The organism is Janthinobacterium sp. 35 (assembly GCF_002754575.1).
Lineage (GTDB): Bacteria > Pseudomonadota > Gammaproteobacteria > Burkholderiales > Burkholderiaceae_D > Janthinobacterium > Janthinobacterium tructae.
Genome location: NZ_PEFN01000001.1, coordinates 4,854,617 through 4,874,838 on the forward strand (window position 1 = coordinate 4,854,617; position 20,222 = coordinate 4,874,838).

A 20,222-nucleotide genomic window follows, 5' to 3' on the forward strand; every position below is an offset into this window, starting at 1 on the left:
TTAATCCCACTTTGCTTTTTTGGAAATTTGCACGATAGAATAAAGCATAGATGCGAGTACATTTAAATCGGCGTAACTATTCTGGTGTTCATAACCAGTCGCTGCCGCCATGCCGTGTACGAACGATGTACCCGTGATGTGTTGAGCAGAACGATCTGATGGTACGGTTCCGTCACCGCGTGCACTAGCTGGCTGTAGCTGCAATTTTAAGCGTTTCCCTCCGGCTTGGACGAGGAGTTGCCCCTTGCTATCATCTTCAAGTAATTTCCATTTTTCAGGTAGCGGCTCAAATTTATTCCATGGATCGTTAGAGCCGCTGTGAAGACCGTCAATTAATTTAAATACGACATCACCATAACTTAAGAAATTTCTCGATGCGCAATAGCTTGCATAAGTGTTAGGGTGAAACGTTTTTTCTATGGATGATAGAAATTCTGCGGCTAATTTTAATCGGTTCATTACCATTTCTAAGCCGCCTCCATTATCAGGTGGTATGCGTGCCGGATTTACCCAGTTTGGATTGATTAGTCGCCACCACGCAGTGGGTTGCTGAAGGTAAATGCTTTCCAGTGCAGTAGCCTTATCGCGAGGCCAGCTCCATAAAACTTTATCCTGTGCATCTACAATTTTCAGCCAATTCTGGCCATATGCCGCACCTGGCAACATTTCCAGTGGCGCCGGTGCGTTAGCCAGAATGGCGGTAGCATGCATGCCGTCGATGCCCAGAATTCTGGCCTCTATTTCGGCAATGGAACCTTCTCTTTCCTGAAAGCCAAAACGCATGCGTTTATAAGCTCCTGCGGCGCCAATGGTTGGCATCACGTTGTGATAAATGCCGAGGATTTTTACATCCTTATCGCCAAGCATATTTCCATAGCAGGGGTGTATCAACGCCCTGGCCAGCAAACCACCCATGCTGTGCGTGACGAGAATGACTTCACTACATTTGAATCCGCGTTTTTTGTAGCCTTTGACTAGACCGCGTAGTCTCTCTGCAATGGTGATGGCAGATTCACCATTGCTCTTTATAAAGTTGTAGCCCATCGCGTGCACTGGATACCAACAGGGCGAAATTTTCTTCAAGTCGTTGACATTAATGGCCTTGCCAGATGATGCACCAAAAGTTGTTGGGTCTTGCATTAGCATGGCACCAAGGCCACTTGTCCTGTGCCAGAACGGATGTACTTCTCCGTTGGAAATCATATTGTTTAGATGCTGCTCTGTGGTGCGCAACATGGTTCCGTATGCGCCGTCGAAAAGCACCTCGCTCCACCCGCGCCAGCGTGCTATTTGGGCGGGACTTTGACGGGCGCGTGCTTGAGCTTGCAATGGTCCCGTTCCTGGAGATATCCCAAAGGATCCAATCAAGGGTGGGATGGGGAAAAGACTATCTGGCACATTTTGATGCCGTGCATCTGCGGCCTTGGTTTCCGCACCATCCGGATCGAAGCGGCTGTTGCTCTCCGTATAGTGGTAGTACTCCACTTCGTTTTCAGTGGGATCAAACACCAATTGACGCTGCCGTGGCGACGCATTTTTGAACCAGCCACCCAAGCCATTGTTTGTGAGGACAGCCGCCTTGCCTCCCGCACCCATCATATCGTCTGGCCGCCAAGCCCGATTGTCCGGACGACGCAATTCTTCCTGGCGCACCTTGCTCATCCTTAGATTGCTGCCCATCACGCCTGGCAGGAAAATCACAGGAATGACTTTGCCTGGCGGCACAGTGACGTCGTGTCGGGCAGTATCTTTTGTTTCCGTCATCGAAACGGCGAGTTCCGCCCAGCCTCCCACGCCTTGGCTAAACTTTGCAGGATGATTGCCGCGGTTATTCAAGTCATCACATTTGCTCATGGCAGTTCTCCCTTATAACGAATGATGTAGCTGTCCATGCCGGTGGATTTTTGTAGTTGCGTGGAACCGTCTTCCGCGCTTTTGCCGGCCATGTTGCCGTCATCGCGCAGGAGTTCAAAAGCAACGCCAACGGCTGGAGTATCGTCAGCATTCACCAGCAAGACTTCCTGATCAAAACTGCTGTGTGGCCTCTCATTAAATTCCTGCGACACGCTCTTCGGCGCCAGGGTTTCCAGGTTGCCGTTGAAGAGCACCGGGGATGAGGTGAAGAACTGCACCTTGTCGCTGATTTCCAGCATGTGGTTGGCGCCGTGCAGCCGTATGCCTTTCTTGCCCTTAATGTTTACCCAGTCCGCTTCGCTGATCAGCGACAGCACTTTCCGCGCGATGATTTCCACCTCGTCGCTGTGGGCCTCGATGGAGACCTTGCCGCTGGCGGCGATCAGTTTCATGCCGGCCTTGTGCACGAACAGGCTGAAGCTCCTGGCGATGCTGGCAAACATGCTGTCGCCGCTGGCGAGTGAAATATGCTTGCTGCTGGTGAGCGCCACATGCTCGCTGGCGGCCAGGTGGATGGACTGGGCCGTGCTCAGTTCGATGCCGGCCGGGCTGGCCAGCAGCAGATGCGCTTCGGACAGTTCCGGGAAATCGCCGCCGGCGCCTTTGATGGCGGCGTTTTGCCGCTGGATGGAATCGGCCACGGCGCCCTGTTGTGCGGCGCTGTCTTGCGCACCCGCGTCGACGGCCATGCCGGCCAAGCCTTGCTGCAGTTGGCGTGCCTGCGCCAGGCGGGCTTGTGTTTCGTCGAGCTGTTTGACTGATCCCGTTCCTGTTGATGTTTCGGTGGTGATCAGCATGCCTTTGGCTGCGCGCAGGGCGCCCCAGGCGTTGCTGGCCAATTCAAAGCCCACGCCGCGCGCTTCCTTGCGGCCGGCGTTATCGTCGATGCGCGTGATGTTGCCCAATGAAAGCCGGCTATCCTGGTGCTCGCTGCGCAGCTGTGCCTGGATTGCGCCCTTGGTGTCGTCGAGCACGAGATGGTTGGCGCTGCGGGCGCCCAGTTCGCGGCTGCGCAAGCCGGACAGGGCGCGTTGCTGTGGCAATTGCCATGGCGGCGGATTGGCGCTGTTGTAGACCACGCCGATGACGATGGGGTGGTCGATATTGCCGTCCTGGAATTGCACGACGACTTCCTGGCCTACACGGGGCAAGGCGATCTGTCCCATTTGCGGGCCCGCCATCGGCATCATGACTCTTATCCATGGCGAGCTGCGCTCATCGAATGTGCCCAGGCGGTCCCAGTGAAATTGCAGGCGGATGCGTCCCAGGGCATCGGTATGGATTTCCTCCCCGGCCGGCCCGACCACCAGCGCCGTCTGCACGCCGGCAACGATGCATGGCGTGCTGTTGTAGCTACGGCCCGGCCGCCAGCGGATGTCACGGCGCACGCACAGCAACTTGTTGACATAGTGGGAGGGGGCGTTCGGGCCGACCTGATAATTATTGCTGGCGCTATGCAGCACTGACAGGATCAGGTAGTCGCGTTCGGCAATACTGTCAGGGCGCTCCTGGCCAGGCTGGTAGCGTTTTTCCTCGGCGCTGAAATGTCCATCGAGCCGGAAACAGAGGCCAGGCTGTGCGCCACGGTGATTGCCGGCCGCCTCGAAAGACTGGCGCAGATGGTCGCTTTCTTCCATGCGGCGTTGTGCCAGAGCTTCTCCATCATCGACATTCTTGTAGCCATAAGCGCCCGTGTTTTCGTACAGTTCGTGGGCAAATACGTCACCCTGGCGGTTCAGGGAGTAGCCGCTGGCAAGGCGGGGCTGCGGATTTTTATAGTCGAAACTGGCCAAGGTCATCTGTCCGGAGCCGATCCGGCGCACGGCTTGCCACTGTTGCAGGCCATCGTCTTCCATGGAGCCCGATTCGGAGTGGAAACGCATGGCGCCGTCGCCGGCTACCGTGGCGATCATGTCCGCCAGGGTGCTGTTGTCTGCGAGCCACAGCGTATGCCCATCGGCGCGGTGTTCGTACCAGTAATGCCAGCCTAATGCTTCCCAGCGCCGATGCAGGTGGTTGTAGTCGGTTTCATTGTGCTGATTGGCGCAGGTGAGCTGTGGATCATCGCCATGGATGCTGGTTTTCCAGTCGCGCTGCCCGTAGTGCGCAAACGTTGTTTCGGTCAGCTGCGTCACGCTTTGGCCATGAAAGGAGACGTTGTCCTGGCGCAGCCGGGCGAAGGCCAGCCAGGGTTGTAGCACCATCCGGTACCACGCAAAGCCGCCATCGGCGCGCAGCAGGCAAAACTCGCCCACATAGCCGTTAAAGTAGCGCAGCGTGCCATCGTCGCGCAGCATGGAAATGGTCACCATGCGGCCCATCATGGCCTTGAGCGCGATGTGCGCGTCATCGGACAGCAATTCGGCTTCGAAACGGAAGTCGCGCGATACCTCTTCCCTTGCAGTCAGAGAATTGACCAGCAGGATGGCGCCGGCTGGCCCATCTTCATGGGGGAACTCGATCTTCAGCAGGCGCCGCTCTTGCGCGGCGAGGTCGAAGGCCGATAGCGCCGCCTGGATGCTTGCATGCATGGCCTGCCTCCGTTATAGCGATGTGATCAGGTGGGCGCCGCAGGCGGTGACATCGCCGTCATAGGCGTACGCTTTGCCCATGTGTTTTGCGCCGGCGCCGTCCGGCGTGATGGGAAAGCTGCCCTTGCACTTGGGGCAGAAGGTGGTGTCATCGGCCAGCGCCGCCGTCTTCCCCATCACGGTGGTGCCGGATGATGCGCTGGTGACCTTGCCGCCGTGATCGGTTGCGTCTCCGAGTCGGATGACGCCGCGTCCCGCATGTTGCATGCTTGCCTCGCTTTCCAGGGAAGAATTGCTCAAGCCAGTTGCAGTAGATAAGGCACTTCGGCGCCGCCTGCCTTGCCTTGTGCCGTTTGCAAGAACGTCGTCCAGCCAAGGCGCCGTCTTTCTGACGGGTTGGCGCTCAGGAGCAGGGGGGTAATGCATGGCGGACTCAATATCAGCCGCACTTCATATTGCAAGTCCGGCACGCCAAACAGCGCCAGCATCTTTGCCAGTGCCGCCGCACCTGCGCTGCGCGGCAGGAAGCGTTGCAGGCCAGCGGCATCGAGCGGGCCGATATGCAGGCAGACGCGCATGTCGTGGCGCCACAGCCGCAGGCCCAGCGTTGCGCCGCGCGCCAGGGTAAAGTTGACGCTGCCTAGCAGGCTGCGCCGGTTTTTTTCCAGATAGTCCCAACCGCCGACAAATTGTTGCAAGGTGACGGCTACGCCGCAGTATTCGGCCAGCACGCGGCCAACCGCTTGTGCGGAGACGGGGCGGCAGCGCAGCAGACCCGCGTACCAGGCCGCGACGTCCTGCGTCACGGCATCCGGTTCGGCCCTCGACGGCAGCGCAGTGCGCCGCACGCCGCCCAGTGCCAGCAGCAAAGGCAATTGTGCATCGCTTGCCTGGGTCTGCAGCGTCGATTCCAGCCGATACTTTTCCCACGCCTGGTAATACAGCGCGACCATGCGGTGCGAAAAAATATCGAGAAAGGCCGAGACGCCGGCATCCTTGCTCGACAAGCGGTAGGCGGCGATGCGCTCCGAGTGATGCAAGGGCAAGGTGCCGCCGACGCCCAGAAAACGCATGAACGTCGGTATCAGGGCCAGTTGTTCATGCTCGTCGAGCGAGAGCTGTTCGATTTCACTGGCGGGAAAACTTAACGACAAGCTGTTTTTGAAGCGCAATACCTGGCTGAAGGCTTGCACATGGGACACGTTCTGGCTGCGTAGCCAGCACAGCAGAATACGCACCGCCTGGATGAACTGGTAGCGGTATGGCTCGGCCAGCAAGTGGTGCATCACACCAGATTCTGCAGTCCGCTTCTTGGTTTGCATCGGATCAGCTCCTCTCCGCTTTGCAGTGACAGCACCACCAGTTCGATGAAACTGTTGATTTGCACATACAGCCCAAGGAAGTGATCGATCACTTGCACAAACAAGTGCATGCCGCTGCCGACGAACGCTTCCTCGTCCAGCGTGATGCGCACCTCCACGCCATGCGCCAGCGAGGTGCCGCGCTTGTGCCGCAGCCATGTCGTGGTCGGCGAGTGCGCCAGCGCGGCGATGCCGCCGATCTGGCGTTGCGAGCTTGCCGATTGGGACTGGTCGTACAGCGTCAGCATTTCGCGCAGCGCCGGCAGGCCCTCCTGGACCAGCGCGTGATGATTCAGCGCCAGGTGCGAAATGAGGCGCCAGTGCAGGCCCGCGCCCGGCGAAAAGCGGCGCGTCTGGCTGGGGCGTCGCAGCATGTGCAGCGCCGGTCCGCCGCCGCACGGTTGCAAGTCTCCTTGCGGCTGGCCGTATTTGAGCGCAAGGGGAAGATCGCGGTTGCTGCACGTCAGCGACAGCGACAAGCTGGCCTTTTCATGGATCAAGGGATGGAAGTCGCTATCGACCAGCGTGATTTTCTTTTCGTGACCAGGGCTTTTGATGGCCAAAGCCGTATCGTGGCGCATGACCCAGTAGTGGCCCTGTTGCGCCGCCCCTTCGCCGTGGCGCAGGCTGTACAGGGGGCGAAATTCGGTCAGCGTGCTTTCGCCTCCCCGTTGACGCAACAAACGCACCGCATCGACGGAGACGACTTCATAGCCATGCGCATGGGTAGCATGGGCCAGCACGGAATAGTCGGTTTTCTGCCGGGTGACGGAAATCGGCACGCCTTCCAGGCGGAAGAGATTGACCGCCGGACTGCAGCCCAGCCTCAAGTTGTCGCTGGAAATGCTGGACAACATGCGCGCCGCAGCCGAATCGGGCCGCAAATCGGCCATGCACAGATGCAGGGTAAAGCGCCGGCAATCAGGCGGCAGGGCCGCACTCAGCGCCGCGATATCGATGTCAAAGAAATTGAATTTTTCCGGATATGCAAAATACTCGCTCAGCACGCGGTAGGCGGGCTGCGAGCGCGCACCGAAAGGTATCAAGCCATCCGTGTCGGCGAAGCCGACGGGCGTCACAGGCACGGCGGGCAAGGCCATCCATTGCAGCGCGTCGATCGATACAAAAGCGCAGACGGTATGCATGAACAAGGCATCGCGCAATGCGGCGGAAAAAGACGCTTCGCCATCGATGAAAACGCGCAGCGACGCGGGCGCCGCGTCGAGTTGCCGGATGCCGATGTTCAGCGAGGAAGTTGTCGATGCAGGCAGGCGTACGCCTGGCGGCGCCTTGATCATGGCATCGAAAGCTGCACTTTCCAGTGCCGTTGTTCCTGTCGTCATGTCGTAGACGGTCTTGAAACGGCAGCGCACGCCGCGCACGGGCGTTGCGTCCATTTCGCTGCCGGCCGGCAGGTGCAATATGCCCGCGCCGGCCGCCGGGGCGGGCTGGTACACGATGCTGCACGATGGAAAAGGACGCAGATAATGCGGGAACAGGGCTTCGAACAAGGCTTCGGTAAATTGCGGATAGTCGTCATCGAGCCGTTTTGAGAGGCGTGCCGCCAGCATGGCCACCGATTCGATCAAGTGTTCGACGTGCGGATCTTCGCAAGCTTCGCCGGACATGTGCAATTTGCCGGCGATTCTCGGATAGCGCTCGGCAAACTCACGGCTATGTCGCCGCAGCATCACCAGCTCGCGTTCGAAATACGGCAGCAAGTCCTCCATCTCTTTTCCTGTGTCTGCGCGGCGGAGTGGCCAGTATCCGAGCGTTTGCTCCAAGGTAAATTGCGTTTGCGCAAATAATTGAACAGGGTGCTGCGCAACATCAAGGACTTCCATGCTGGCAACATCAGACTGGCTAGGCAGCAAGATTCCAACGGTCACCATGGAGAACGCCATGACACTGCCATCCAAATTACTGTGGTCCGAAGGCCTGGCCATCGGACCCCAGCACTTCCAGCAGCTGGACCGCTACCACGAAGCGCGCCTGCAACGTCTGGCCTCGTTGATTAATCCCCATTTATGGGGTGTGCATGGCGTCAGCTGGAATGCGGACGCACTGGCCAACAATAGCCTGCGGGCGGAGGCCATGTCGCTCGTCTTTCAGGATGGAGAGCTGTTTGAGGCGCCGCTCGGCGATGTATTGCCCAGTGCCGTTGACCTGTCCAAGCTGCCTTCCAGCGAACATAGCTTTACTTTTTATGCCGCGCTACCCGCGCTGCAGGCACATGGCGGCAATGTGAGCTCTGCAGGCGCGCGCTATGTCCAGGCCGATATCGAAACCCCGGATCTGTACAGCGAAGCAGTCAGCATCGAGGTGGCTTACCTGAAAAAACGCGTGTACTTGCTGTCGCAACTGGAGCCCCTGAATGATTACCTTGCCATCCCGGTGATTCGTCTGCACCGTGCCGGCAACGGCGGCTTCGAAGTCGATACTTCCTTCATTCCACCTGGCCTGACCGTCAGCGCCGAGCCTTCGCTGCAGAAAATGCTCGAGTCGCTGATCGATCGCATGGGCGCGAAAATTGAAGCGCTGTACAGCCGCCACCGCCAGCCCGGTAACCATACGGTGGAATTTCATGGCGGCGATGTTTCCTCGTTCTGGATGCTCAATACATTGAGCACGGCCAGCGCCACGCTCAGTCATTGCGCCAGTTACCGGCGCCACCATCCCGTGTATTTGTTTGAGAAATTGATGGCATTGGCCGGTGGCTTGATGACGTTTTCGAAAAAATACACGCTGAGCGATTTGCCGGCTTATTCTCACGATGACGCGGCGCCCGGTTTCGGCAAACTCGATGGCATCATTCGCGACCTGATCGATACGGTACTCCTGTCGCGCTACTTCCCGATTGCGCTGTCCAACGACGCGCAACAAAACACCCACTATCACGGCTTGCTCGATGCCAAGCGGATTGACCGCCAGACCGAACTCTGTCTTGCGGTAAACGCCGATATGCCGGCGCTGGAACTGGTCGCCACGGTGCCGTTGCAGTTCAAGATTTCATCTCCGGACAATATCGACCTGTTACTGGGCCGGGCACTTCCTGGTGCCGAGTTGCGTCATATGGCCCAGGTTCCTGCCGAAGTGCCGGTGCGGCCCAACACGTACTATTTTTCGATCGATAACAAGGGCAGTATTTATGACAGCATGATCAAGGCCCAGGCGATTGCGATTTATGTGCCGTCCGGCATAAAAGGGCTGAAGCTGGAATTGTTCGGTATCAGCGGCACCGCGGCGTAACGCTGTTTGGTGTGGCGAGCGGGTGGATTGTCAAAAGATTGCCCTAAGGAATAGACTTGCCCCTGCAGTTGACGTTATCATGTTTTTGTAAGTGTCGGTGGCTGATCAGCCAGCGCATGGGTGAAACAGGGTGACAGGCGGGAGTGAGCATGGGCATGGCGAATGATGCGTGATCTGCCGGGCGGCTTGCGGCCGGGTGGTGGGCAGGGCAGGGCAGCGGTGCGCCGCTGCTGCCGCGCATTGCTGGTGGCGTTGTGTGTCGCCGCGCCCTGCGCCGCCTTGCCGGCAGCGGCGCCCAGCGTCGCGCCGCCGCACCAGGGCCAGCGCGTGCTGTTCCTTAACGCTTACGACTATGGCCGCGCTGGCGTGGAATCGTACACGCGCACCTATGTGACCGCGATGGTCGCCGCGGGCCTGGCCAGCGAAGACATCATGGTCGAGCACCTGAACCTGAATACCCAGGGCGACCCGGCGCTGCGCAACGAGATGCGTGATTTGTTGCTTTTGAGATACACCAAGATGATGGGGCGCAAGGCCGACCTGATCATCGCCATGCAGCAGCCCGCGCTCGATTTTTTGCTGTCGGACCTGGCGCCGCTGGCGCGTGGCGTGCCCGTGCTGGCGATTAACACCTCGGGCAAGGCCTTGCCGGCCGGCAGTCCGGCTGCCATCTGGCAGCAAAAGGCGAATGTCGATTTTCCCGGCACGCTGGCGCAAGCCATGGCGCTGTTCCCGGAAACCAAGACCATCGTCATGGCCGTCGGCACCAGCGAGGCCGATCAGGCCTTGAAGCGCAGCATGCAGCAGGCGGCGCTGGCGTGGCAGGGCAAGGTGGCCATGCGCTACCTCGATGACCTGACCCTGGAGCAGATGCGCGCGGCGGTGGCGCACTTGCCCGCCGATGCCGTGCTGGTGGCCGGCAATGTCAACCGCGACGTGGCCGGCATCATCGCCACGCCCGTGCCGTTTTCCGTGCAACTGGCGCGGCTGGCGAATGTGCCCACCTTTGGCATGTACAACGCGACGGTCGGCAAGGGCATCCTGGGTGGCTCCATCTTGCACATCGAACAGGCTGCGCAGCAGGTGGCGCAGATGTCGCTGGCTGTGCTGGCGGGCAAGGCGCCCGCAGCGCCGGGCGCCTTGCTGCCGCCCGCCCGCCCAATACCCATGTATGACTGGGAGCAGCTGCAGCGCTGGGATGCGGACATCAGCCGCCTGCCGCCACACACACTGTTCTTCAACCGGCCGCCGGAACTGTGGGACGAGCACCGCGTTGCCGTGCTGCTGGTGGGCGGCGTTTTTATCGTGATGGCCGGCTTGCTGAGCGCCTTGCTGCTGCAGCGGCGGCGCTTGCGGCGCGCCGAGAGCGAGGCGCGCGAGAGCGAGCAGCGCTTCCGCATCCTGGTCGAGCATGCGCCGGAAGCCATCCTGGTGTACGACCTGGACCTTGACCGCTTCGTCGACGCCAACAGCAGCGCGCAGCGCATGCTGGGCCTGTCGCGCGAAGCGCTGCTGGCACGCGGGCCGTTCGACCTGTATACCGGCAAGCAGCCCGATGGCTTGCCGCTGGGGCTGATGATGGAAGAGCATCTGCGCCGCGCCATGCTGGGCGAGCCTGTCCTGGTGGAGCGCAATGTGCGGCGTGCCGACGGTAGCGTTTTTCCCTGCGAGGTGCGGCTGGTCAAATTGCCCATGGAAGGGCGGCGCCTGGTGCGCAGCGGCATCGTCGACATTTCCGAGCGCAAGCACAGCGAGCAGGAATTGCTTGGCTACCGCGACCACCTGGAAGAACTGGTGCAGCAGCGCACGGCGGCGCTGTCGGTGGCCGTCACCGAGGCCGAATCGGCGAATCGCGCGAAAAGCGTCTTCCTGGCCAACATGAGCCACGAATTGCGCACACCGTTGAATTCCGTGATCGGTTTTTCGCAGATGATGGCCGATTCGAGCAGCATGTTCGAGGAAGAAAAGCATAACCTGGCCATCATCAATCGCGCCGGCCATCATTTGCTGACCTTGATCAACGACATCCTCGAATTGTCGAAAATCGAAGCGGGCCGCATGCAGCTGCAGACGGGACCCGTGGACTTGAATGGCTTGCTCGACGAGGTGCTCGAGATGGTGCGCATGCGTTCGAGCGACCAGGGCATCGCGCTGCAGCTCGAACGTGCCGGCGTGCCGCTGCTGGTGCGCCTCGATGGCGCCAAGCTGCGCCAGGTGCTGCTCAATTTGCTGTCGAACGCGCTCAAGTTCATCGAGCAGGGCAGCGTGACCCTGTCGCTGGCGTGCCAGGCGGCAGAAGGTGGGCAGATGGCGCTGGCCTTTGCCGTGCGCGATACGGGCAGCGGCATCGCGCAAGCGGATCTGGAGCGCATCTTTGAACCGTTCGTGCAGGCCGACAGCGCCGTGGCGCAGGCCGGCACGGGGCTGGGGCTGACCATTTCGCGCGAATTCGTGCGCCTGATGGGCGGCGAGCTGCGCGTCGACTCCACCTTGGGCGCCGGCTCCGTATTCCGTTTCGACCTGCGCGCGCCGGTGCTGCAGCAGCCGGCCATCGCGGCGCTGGCACCGGGCCGCGTGGCGCGCCTGCCGCCGGCCCAGCGCGGGCGCATGGTGCTGCTGGTCGATGATGACGACAACTGCCGCAAGCTGCTGGCCGGCTTGCTGGCGCCGCTGGGTTTCCAGCTGCAGGAAGCGGCGGGCGGCGCGCAGGCGCAAGCCATGCTGGCGGCGCAGCGCTATGACATGGTGCTCAGTGACTGGCGCATGCCGGACATGGATGGTCTGGCGCTGACGCGCTGGCTGCGCGCGCAGCCGGCGCTGGTGCAGCCGCGCCTGGTGATCATGACCGCCTCCGCCTTCGAAGAAGAAAAGCAGGAGGCGCTGGCGGCCGGCGCCGACGGCTTCCTGCGCAAGCCGATCGAGCAGGAACACCTGTTCGCCATGCTGGAGCAGCAACTGGGCGTGCGCTTCCAGCGCACCGCCGCCGCGCCGCCGCGCGTGCCGGCGCCCGCCTTTGACTTGCAGCAGGCGCTGGGCCAGCTGGGCGCGGCCGAACGGCAGGCGCTGCTCGAATCCGTGCAAGCCCTCGATTTGCGGCGCAGCGCCATCGTGCTGGCCGGTGTGGCGACCGGCCTGCCGCAGCTGTCCGCGCACATCGCCGCCATGCTGGAACAGCACCAGTACCAGCCGCTGTGCGCCTTGCTGGCGCAGCTGGCCAGCGAACCGCAGGGCGAAGACGCATGACTTTTCACTTACCCAAGGGCTGGCACCTGGGCAGCGTATCCATCGTGCTGGCCGTCAGCGTGGCGCTGACCTGTGTCGTCACCGCGCTGCTGCTGGTGTTTGCCGTGCTGTTTTACCAGTCCGAACGCGAGCAGCACTGGCAGCAGCTGCATCGCAGCCTGGCCGTCAGCGCGGACCAGCTGGCCGTTGCCATCGAACTGCCCTTGTGGAACCTGGATGAAAAGCAGATGCAGGCCATCATGCGCAGCATGCTGGGCAAGCGCGAACTGGTGGCCAGCTCCCTCACGCCGGGCATCGGCAAGGAGGCCCTGGTCTTGCGCCGCACTGCGGACGGCGCCATCGACAGCCTTGCCGCGCTATCGGTCGAAGCGGACTGGCTGGTGCAGCGGCGCTCCGTGACGGCAGGCGGACAAGTCATCGGCAGCGTTGCCGTGTATGCCACGCCGGCCCTGCTGCACGCGCAGCTGCGCCAGCGCGCGCTGGGCATCGGCGCCATGATCGTGGCGCTCGACGTGATCCTCGTGGCCTGCATCTGGCTGCTCCTGTGGTGCCTGATGCTCAAGCCGTTGAAGGCCATCGGCCAGTACGCGGCAGGCGTCAAGGCGGGGCAGGGCGAAGCGTTTGGCACGCCGCCGAAAGCGTGGTTTCTGGGTGAGCTGCGCACCCTGTACCGCTCCATCCGCGACATGGTGGCGCTGCTCGACAGCCGTTACCGCGCCCTGCAGCGCAGCGAGGAGCGCGTGCAGATGGCGACGGGCGCGGCCAGCATCGGCATCTGGGACTGGAACGTCAGCAGCGATGCATTGCAGTGGGATGAACAGATGTACGCGCAGTTCAAGGCCGATGCGGCCAGCACCGTGTCGCCGGCGGCGATCTGGCGCGCGGCGCTGGTGCCGGACGACGTACCTGCGGCCAAGGAGGCCCTGCGCGCCGCGCTGGGCGCCGGCCAGGCGTTCACGCACGAGTACCGCATCCTGTGGCCCGATGGCGCCATCCGCTACATCAAGGCCGATGCCGTGATCTTCCGCGACGGGCGCGGCTTGCCCATGCGCCTGGTGGGCTCCAACTACGATATCACGGCGCACCGCGAGGCCGAACTGGAACTGCTGCGCCACCGCCATCACCTGGAAGAACTGGTGGCCGAGCGCACGAGCGCCCTGTCGGTGGCCGTCAGCCAGGCGCAGGCGGCGAACCGCGCCAAGAGCACCTTCCTGGCAAACATGAGCCATGAGCTGCGCACGCCCTTGAATTCGGTGATCGGCTTTTCGCGCCTGATGGCCGCCTCGCCCAACATGCAGGACGATGAAAAGCGCAACCTGGCCATCATCCACCGCTCCGGCAATCATTTGCTCACCCTGATCAATGAAATCCTCGAACTGTCGAAGGGCGAGGCGGGGCGCTTGCAGGCGCAGGCGACCGTGGTGGCGCTGGCGCCCCTGTTGCAGGAAGTGATGGACATGCTGGGCATGCGCGCCGAGCAGCAGGGGCTGGCCCTGCGCCTCGATTGCGCGGACCTGCCGGCGGCGGTGCTGCTCGATGCGACGCGCTTGCGCCAGGTGCTGCTGAACCTGATGTCGAATGCCGTCAAGTTCGCCGGCGGCGGCGAGATCACCTTGCGCGTGCGCGGCGAGCTGCTTGATGACGCCACGTGGCGCCTGTCGTTCGCCGTCAGCGACACGGGTATCGGCATCGCGCTGGAAGACCAGCAGCGCATCTTTGAGCCCTTCGTGCAGGCCGACAGCGCGGGACCGAAGGATGGCACGGGCCTGGGCCTGGCCATCTCGCGCGAATTGGTGCAGTTGATGAAAGGCGAACTGACGCTGGAGTCCACGCCGGGGCAGGGCGCTACCTTCCGTTTCAGCATCCCCGCGCAGGCGGCGCAGGCGCCAGCGCAGGCATCCGCGCCGCCGGCCATGCCGGCGCAGGCGGCAGTGCCGCCGGCACTGCAGGCGCAAGACTTGCTGCTGCTGGCCGGAGAAGAGCGCGCCGCCTTGCTGGTGGCGCTGCGCGAATTGAACCTGGCCAGGGTGGCGCAGCTGCTGGCGGCCCTGCCGGCGTCGGCGGCGCCGTTGCTGGTGCCGCTGCAGGCCATGCTCGAGCAGCACCAGTACCGTCAGCTGTGCGTCTTGCTGGAGAGCGAGGGCGCGCTGGCACATACCTGAAAGTGTGGGCTGACAACATCGGATTCGATGAAAAGACGGACTAAGTATCGTGGATGGATGGTGCCAAATTGCAATAAAGATTATGATGATAGTACGTAGTTCATCGCAAAGAAATGTCTTGTCCAGCGTGGCAATCGAGCGCCGCGCCTCATCCAAAGCTGAGAGAACTGCTACATGCACCGCGATTTTTCGGAAGTGAATTCGAAGGGCGAAGTACTGATCGTTGAAGATACGCCGGCTTCGCTGAAGTTGTTGAGCGATTTGCTGGGCGGCGCCGGCTATGCGGTGCGCCAGGCGCCGAACGGTGAACTGGCCCTGTGGACCGCCCAGGCGCGCCCGCCGGAGCTGATCCTGCTCGACGTGCGCATGCCGGGCCTCGACGGCTTTGAAGTCTGCCGCCGCCTGAAGGAGATACCGTCCCTGCGCCAGGTGCCGGTGATCTTCCTGTCGGCCCAGTACGATACGGACGACAAGGTGCGCGGCTTTGCGCTGGGCGCCGTCGATTTCATCGCCAAGCCCTTCCAGGCCGAGGAAATCCTCGCCCGTACCGACGCGCACGTGCGCCTGGCGCGGGCGCAGCTGCAGCTGGCGCAGGAGCGCGCCAACCTGGAGCGGCGCGTGGCCGAACGCACGGCGGAACTGGAACAGGTGGCCAGCACCCTGGCGCGCGAAGTGCAGATCCGCCGCGCCAACGAGGAATTGCTGCGCCTGTCCGGCCAGGTCTTCGAAGCCACCCAGGACGCCATTTTGATCACCGATCCGGCCGGCACCATCGTCACCGCCAATCCCGCCTTTACACGCATCACCGGCTACGCGGCGCAAGACGTGGTGGGCACCGACATCATGCGCCTGCATGCCGAATACACGGGCGAAGCGGTGCTGCTGGCCTTGCGCCAGGGCTTGCGCAGCAGCGGCTGCTGGTCGGGCGAAGTGCAAACGCGGCGCAAGAGCGGCGACACCTATCCCTGTCTGCTCAGCGTGTCCACCGTGCACGGGCCCGATGGCGCCGTCGTCAATTACATCGGCGTCTTCCTCGACATCAGCGAGCGCAAGGCCGAGCAGCATCTGATCGATTTCCTCTCCTATCACGACGCGCTGACCGGTTTGCCGAACCGCGTGCTGCTGCGCGAGCGCTTCGAACAGACGCGCGCCAACGCCGTGCGCGACGGCCAGCAGGTGGTGCTGATGTGCCTGGACCTGGACCGCTTCAAGAACATCAACGATTCGCACGGCCAGGCCGTGGGCGACAAGGCGCTGCAAGTGGTGGCGCGTTTTCTGTCCGGCTGCGTGCGCGAGGGCGACACCGTGGTGCGCCAGGGCGGCGACGAATTCCAGATCCTGCTGCAGGACGATGCCCTGCTGGGGCGTACCCTGGGGCTGGCGCAAACCATCCTGGCCGGCTTGCGCGAAGAGCTCAATGTCGGTGGCGAACGCCTGGCGCTGACGACCAGCATCGGCATCGCCATGTGTCCGGCCGATGGCGACAGCCTCGATGACGTGCTGCGCCACGCCGACACGGCCCTGGTGCGGGCCAAGGAAATGGGGCGCGACCATTACGCCTTCTTCACGGAGCGCATGGGCAGCGATATCCGCGCCCGCCTGGCCATGCAGCAGCAGCTGCGCGGCGCCATCTGCCGCGATGAATTCGAAGTGCACTACCAGCCGCAGATGTGCTTGCGCACGGGCGCCTTGCTGGGCGCGGAAGCCCTGCTGCGCTGGGAGAACCCGGTGCTGGGCAAGGTGTCGCCGGGCCTGTTCATCGCGCTGGCCGAAGAATACGGCTTGATCACGGCCATCGGCGAATGGGTGCTCGAAAGCGTCTGCGCCCAGATCCGTGCCTGGCACGACGCAGGCCTGGGCAGCATCAAGGTGGCCGTCAACCTGTCCGGTAAACAGTTCGCGCAGGACCGCACGGTGCCGTTTGTCGAGGCCGTATTGCGCAAATACGCCATCGCGCCCGCCTGCCTGGGTATCGAGATCACGGAAAGCACGGTGATGGGCGACCCGGACAAGGCGGTGGCGGCGCTGACGCGCCTGAAGGATATCGGCGTGGGTATTTCGCTCGACGACTTCGGCACCGGCTATTCCAGCCTGGGCTACCTGAAGCGTTTTCCCATCGACGTGCTGAAGATCGACAAATCCTTCGTCGACGACGTCACCACCAGCAGCAGCGACGCGGCCATCGCCCGTTCCGTCATCTCGCTGGCACACAACCTGGACATGCGCGTCATCGCCGAAGGCGTGGAAACGCGCGAACAGGTGGACTTCCTGACGGAACACGGCTGCGACGAAATGCAGGGTTATTATTTCAGCCGGCCCCTGGCGGCCGCACCATTCACGGCCTTGCTGCGTGAACGGCGCACCCTGGCCGTGGCCAAAACATAAACGCTGCGGTGCGGCCGATGCACCATTCCGGTGCGTCCGCAGCAGCGCGGTGCAGGATACTCACTTTTCCTTCCTCTGACGCTGGCACATATCCTGCTTAGGTAATCGCTTATTTACGCGATTGCCCCGCATGCCAGACAGGTCCCATCCAGCCATGCCTTTACAGCCCAGCGCACACGGCGCCTGGCAGGCGCATTTGCGCCTCGGTTTTGCGCTGCACGATGGCGTCAGCCGCCTGGTCGAGCGCACGCACCGCGGCCCCTTGCGCGTGCAAAAGCCCCTGTATCCGGAAGGCGATGCCGTCTGCCACGCCATCATCATCCATCCGCCAGGTGGCGTGGTGGGCGGCGACCAGCTGGCCGTCGACGCCACGGTGGGCGAGGGCGCGCACGCCTTGCTCACGTCGCCGGGCGCCGCCAAGTGGTACCGCGCGAATGGCCACGTCTCGGGTCAGCACATCGTGCTGCGCGCCGGCAGCGGCGCCGCCATCGAGTGGCTGCCGCAGGAAAGCATTTTCTTCGACCAGGCGTGCGTGCGCCTGCGCCATGAGGTGGAACTGGCGCCGGACGCCAGCTACATCGGCTGCGACATCGTCTGCCTGGGCCGCAGCGCCTCGGGCGAAATTTTTAACACAGGCAGCATCAGCCAGCAGGTGCAGATCCGCCGTGGCGGCAAGCTGCTGTGGTGGGAGCAGGGTGTGCTGGCGGGAGGCGGCGCGCTGATGGCCAGTCCCCTGGGGCTGGCCGGCCACACGGTATGCGCCACCCTGATCGCCGTCGGCACACCCGTTTCTTCATCCGTACTGGCGGCCGTGCGCGAGATCGCCGTGCCGGCCGGCGCCGTGTTTGGCGCCACGCACATGAAAGCGCTGGTGGTGGTGCGCCTGCTGTGCGGCGACAGCGAGGGGGCGCGCCGGATCATGCTGGCCGCCTGGCTTCTGCTGCGCCCCGCCATGCTGGGGCGCGACGCCGTCGTGCCCCGCATCTGGAACACTTGAACAGGAAAGACAAGGAAAACCATGGACCTGACTCCGCGCGAAAAAGACAAGCTGCTCATTTTTACGGCCGCGCTGCTGGCCGAACGGCGCCTGGCGCGCGGCTTGAAATTGAATTATCCGGAAGCGGTGGCCCTGATCAGCGCCGCCATCATGGAAGGCGCGCGCGATGGCAAGTCGGTGGCGCAGCTGATGTCGGACGGTACCAAAATACTCTCGCGCGCCGACGTCATGGACGGCATCGCCGAGATGATCCCCGATATCCAGGTGGAAGCGACCTTCCCCGATGGCAGCAAGCTGGTGACCGTGCACCATCCGATACCGTAGTTTTTTGAGAAGGAGCCCCTCATGACCCCAGGCGAATACAAATTGGAAGAAGGCGAAATCAGCTTGAATGCCGGCCGCGCCACGGCCACCGTGGTGGTGGCCAACCGGGGCGACCGGCCGATCCAGGTGGGCTCGCACTTTCACTTTTTTGAAGTCAATCCGGCGCTGGCCTTCGAGCGCTGGCGCGCCTACGGCATGCGCCTCAATATCACGGCCGGCACGGCCGTGCGCTTCGAACCTGGCCAGCAGCGCACGGTGGAACTGGTGGCGCTGGCGGGCGAACGCAAGGTCTACGGCTTCAATGGCGCAGTGATGGGCGACCTGCAAGACACTCCACCGGGAAAGGATTGAGATGGCCAGCATTCCCCGCAGCGCGTATGCCGAAATGTTCGGCCCCACCAAGGGCGACCGCATCCGCCTGGCCGACACGGAACTGTTCATCGAGATCGAGCATGACTACGCGATCTACGGCGAAGAGGTGAAATTCGGCGGCGGCAAGGTGATCCGCGACGGCATGGGCCAGTCGCAGCGCTGCGCGGCCGAGGTGATGGATACCGTCATCACGAATGCCGTCATCCTCGACCACTGGGGCATCGTGAAAGCCGATATCGGCCTGAAAAATGGCCTGATCTTCGGCATTGGCAAGGCGGGCAACCCGGACATCCAGCCTGGCGTGACCTTGCCCATCGGCGGCGCGACGGAAATCATCGCCGGCGAAGGCTTGATCGTCACGGCCGGCGGCGTCGACACGCACATCCACTTCATTTGTCCGCAGCAGATCGAGGAAGCGTTGATGAGCGGCGTGACCACCATGCTGGGCGGCGGCACGGGACCGGCCGTGGGCACGGCCGCCACCACCTGTACGCCGGGGCCGTGGCATTTGCACGCCATGCTGGCGGCCGCCGACGCTTTCCCGATGAACCTGGGCTTCATGGGGAAAGGTAACGTCAGCCTGCCGCTGCCGCTGGAAGAGCAGGTGCGCGCGGGCGCCATCGGCCTGAAACTGCACGAGGACTGGGGCAGCACGCCGGCCGCCATCGACAACTGCCTGTCCGTCGCCGACCGCATGGATATCCAGGTGGCGCTGCACAGCGATACCCTCAACGAGGGCGGCTTTCTGGAGCACACGCTGGCCGCCTTCAAGGACCGCACCATCCACACCTTTCACACGGAAGGGGCGGGCGGCGGCCATGCGCCCGACATCATCGCCGCCGTGGGACAGGCCAACGTGCTGCCCTCGTCGACCAATCCCACGCGCCCGTTTACCGTCAACACGCTCGACGAGCACCTGGACATGCTGATGGTGTGCCACCACCTGGACCCGGCGATTGCCGAAGATGTGGCGTTTGCCGAGTCGCGCATCCGCCGCGAAACCATCGCCGCCGAAGATATTTTGCACGACATCGGCGCCATCTCGATGATGTCGTCCGACTCGCAAGCCATGGGGCGTGTCGGCGAAGTGATCATGCGCACCTGGCAGACGGCGCACAAGATGAAGGTGCAGCGGGGGCCGCTGGCGCCCGACACGGCGCGCAGCGACAATTTCCGCGCCAAGCGCTATATCGCCAAGTACACGATCAACCCGGCCATCACGCATGGCATTGCGCACGTGGTCGGCTCCATCGAGGCGGGCAAGATCGCCGACCTCGTGCTGTGGAAGCCAGCGTTTTTCGGCGTCAAGCCGTCGATGATTTTAAAGGGCGGAATGATCGCCGCCGCACAGATGGGTGATCCGAACGCCTCGATTCCCACGCCGCAGCCCGTGCACTACCGCATGATGTTCGGCGCCTTCGGCGGCGGCCTGAAAAAGTCGTTCACGTTTGTCTCGCAGGCGGCCTATGACCTCGATATCGGGCATCAGCTGAAACTCAACAAATCCGTCATCGCCGTGAAAAACATGCGCGGCTTGCGCAAGCACGACATGATCCATAACAGCGCCACGCCGCACATGGAAGTGGACCCGGAAACCTATGCCGTGCGCGCCGACGGCCAGCTGCTGGTGTGCGAGGCGGCCGCCGTGCTGCCCATGGCGCAGCGCTATTTTCTATTTTAAGCA

General features: G+C 62.5%; 13 protein-coding genes. 8 read left to right on the plus strand and 5 right to left on the minus strand.

Annotation, left to right across the window (positions count from 1 at the left end; all coding sequences use genetic code 11):
- From CLU93_RS21695 to tssF, 5 genes are read right to left on the minus strand one after another with little or no spacing between them, the layout of a single operon-like run.
- A complete protein-coding gene (locus CLU93_RS21695) occupies positions 1-1,854 on the minus strand; it encodes an esterase/lipase family protein (protein WP_099763260.1) in 1,854 nt (617 codons plus the stop codon).
- Positions 1,851-4,445 (minus strand): type VI secretion system Vgr family protein, encoded by a 2,595-nt coding sequence (locus CLU93_RS21700; protein ID WP_099763261.1) that lies wholly within the window; start codon positions 4,443-4,445, stop codon positions 1,851-1,853. Before CLU93_RS21700 ends, CLU93_RS21695 begins: the two co-directional genes overlap by 4 nt.
- Positions 4,446-4,457: 12 nt before the next feature.
- Positions 4,458-4,745, minus strand: coding sequence for a PAAR domain-containing protein (locus tag CLU93_RS21705; protein ID WP_373629861.1), 288 nt, complete (start codon positions 4,743-4,745; stop codon positions 4,458-4,460).
- Positions 4,742-5,767, minus strand: a complete 1,026-nt coding sequence (gene tssG, locus CLU93_RS21710; protein WP_099763262.1) for a type VI secretion system baseplate subunit TssG — start codon at positions 5,765-5,767, stop codon at positions 4,742-4,744. Before tssG ends, CLU93_RS21705 begins: the two co-directional genes overlap by 4 nt.
- On the minus strand, positions 5,731-7,536 hold the full coding sequence (tssF, locus tag CLU93_RS21715) for a type VI secretion system baseplate subunit TssF (RefSeq protein ID WP_099763263.1): 1,806 nt from the start codon (positions 7,534-7,536) through the stop codon (positions 5,731-5,733). The genes tssG and tssF overlap by 37 nt, the downstream gene beginning before the upstream one ends.
- 112 nt (positions 7,537-7,648) lie before the next feature.
- Here tssF and tssK point away from each other — a divergent pair, with 112 nt between their 5' ends.
- The 8 genes from tssK (at position 7,649) to ureC (ending at position 20,219) form a co-directional block, all read left to right on the plus strand.
- Positions 7,649-9,055, plus strand: a complete 1,407-nt coding sequence (tssK, locus tag CLU93_RS21720; protein WP_306595037.1) for a type VI secretion system baseplate subunit TssK — start codon at positions 7,649-7,651, stop codon at positions 9,053-9,055.
- Between the two features lie 162 nt (positions 9,056-9,217).
- Complete coding sequence (locus tag CLU93_RS21725; protein WP_099763265.1) at positions 9,218-12,298, plus strand: sensor histidine kinase; 3,081 nt, start codon at positions 9,218-9,220, stop codon at positions 12,296-12,298.
- The gene (locus CLU93_RS21730) at positions 12,295-14,460 is read left to right on the plus strand and encodes a sensor histidine kinase (protein WP_099763266.1); all 2,166 of its coding nucleotides are present in this window, start codon (positions 12,295-12,297) and stop codon (positions 14,458-14,460) included. Before CLU93_RS21725 ends, CLU93_RS21730 begins: the two co-directional genes overlap by 4 nt.
- 174 nt (positions 14,461-14,634) lie before the next feature.
- Entirely contained in the window at positions 14,635-16,845 is a 2,211-nt protein-coding gene (locus CLU93_RS21735) for an EAL domain-containing response regulator (protein ID WP_099763267.1), read from the plus strand.
- Positions 16,846-16,999: 154 nt separating this feature from the next.
- Complete coding sequence (locus CLU93_RS21740) at positions 17,000-17,842, plus strand: urease accessory protein UreD (RefSeq protein WP_099763268.1); 843 nt, start codon at positions 17,000-17,002, stop codon at positions 17,840-17,842.
- A 21-nt stretch (positions 17,843-17,863) separates the two neighbouring features.
- A complete protein-coding gene (locus tag CLU93_RS21745; RefSeq protein ID WP_034751936.1) occupies positions 17,864-18,166 on the plus strand; it encodes an urease subunit gamma in 303 nt (100 codons plus the stop codon).
- Between the two features lie 21 nt (positions 18,167-18,187).
- Positions 18,188-18,517 carry an urease subunit beta gene (locus tag CLU93_RS21750; RefSeq protein WP_071076649.1) on the plus strand — a complete coding sequence of 110 codons (330 nt, stop codon included), beginning with the start codon at positions 18,188-18,190 and terminating at the stop codon, positions 18,515-18,517.
- A 1-nt stretch (position 18,518) separates the two neighbouring features.
- Complete coding sequence (gene ureC / locus CLU93_RS21755) at positions 18,519-20,219, plus strand: urease subunit alpha (protein ID WP_099763269.1); 1,701 nt, start codon at positions 18,519-18,521, stop codon at positions 20,217-20,219.
- Positions 20,220-20,222 lie beyond the last annotated feature (3 nt).

Coding starts and splice junctions, on each gene's coding strand:
- CLU93_RS21695 (WP_099763260.1), bottom strand. CDS start 1,854: ATGAGCAAATGTGATGACTTGAATAACCGCGGCAATCATCCTGCAAAG.
- CLU93_RS21700 (WP_099763261.1), bottom strand. CDS start 4,445: ATGCATGCAAGCATCCAGGCGGCGCTATCGGCCTTCGACCTCGCCGCG.
- tssG (WP_099763262.1), bottom strand. CDS start 5,767: ATGCAAACCAAGAAGCGGACTGCAGAATCTGGTGTGATGCACCACTTG.
- tssF (WP_099763263.1), bottom strand. CDS start 7,536: ATGGAGGACTTGCTGCCGTATTTCGAACGCGAGCTGGTGATGCTGCGG.
- tssK (WP_306595037.1), top strand. CDS start 7,649: ATGCTGGCAACATCAGACTGGCTAGGCAGCAAGATTCCAACGGTCACC.
- CLU93_RS21725 (WP_099763265.1), top strand. CDS start 9,218: ATGATGCGTGATCTGCCGGGCGGCTTGCGGCCGGGTGGTGGGCAGGGC.
- CLU93_RS21730 (WP_099763266.1), top strand. CDS start 12,295: ATGACTTTTCACTTACCCAAGGGCTGGCACCTGGGCAGCGTATCCATC.
- CLU93_RS21735 (WP_099763267.1), top strand. CDS start 14,635: ATGCACCGCGATTTTTCGGAAGTGAATTCGAAGGGCGAAGTACTGATC.
- CLU93_RS21740 (WP_099763268.1), top strand. CDS start 17,000: ATGCCTTTACAGCCCAGCGCACACGGCGCCTGGCAGGCGCATTTGCGC.
- CLU93_RS21745 (WP_034751936.1), top strand. CDS start 17,864: ATGGACCTGACTCCGCGCGAAAAAGACAAGCTGCTCATTTTTACGGCC.
- CLU93_RS21750 (WP_071076649.1), top strand. CDS start 18,188: ATGACCCCAGGCGAATACAAATTGGAAGAAGGCGAAATCAGCTTGAAT.
- ureC (WP_099763269.1), top strand. CDS start 18,519: ATGGCCAGCATTCCCCGCAGCGCGTATGCCGAAATGTTCGGCCCCACC.